Below are 294 nucleotides of genomic sequence, written 5' to 3' on the forward strand. Positions count from 1 at the left end.
CGCACGAAACTTTAAGAGTTTGTTCTTGCCTTTATTGTAGTCCCCTTTGGCACATCCCACACACCCAATGCACTTTTTGCCAAGCAAAGCAGAAGGTTTCCATCTGCACTGTCGAAAACACTCCCGATGGCATTTTATTTGAAGCCTGTGAGACATGTGGACAATATTGCAAACAACTCAATTCCCACAAAAACCCCACAATAGATGTTTTTGCTGATGACATCGGCACCCCCACACCTGATTTTCTGCACCAAGGCTCTTCTCATTTTAAGCATGGGAACTTCAACCCTTTTT

Annotated in this window: 1 protein-coding gene; it reads left to right on the top strand. The window is 43.9% G+C overall.

Annotated elements, in window-relative coordinates:
- Positions 1-294 (top strand): formate dehydrogenase accessory protein FdhE (gene fdhE / locus ACFIK8_RS11595; RefSeq protein WP_375669514.1); only part of this gene is annotated, 294 nt, incomplete at both ends.

Source organism: Bartonella sp. MR168JLCBS (genome assembly GCF_042194175.1).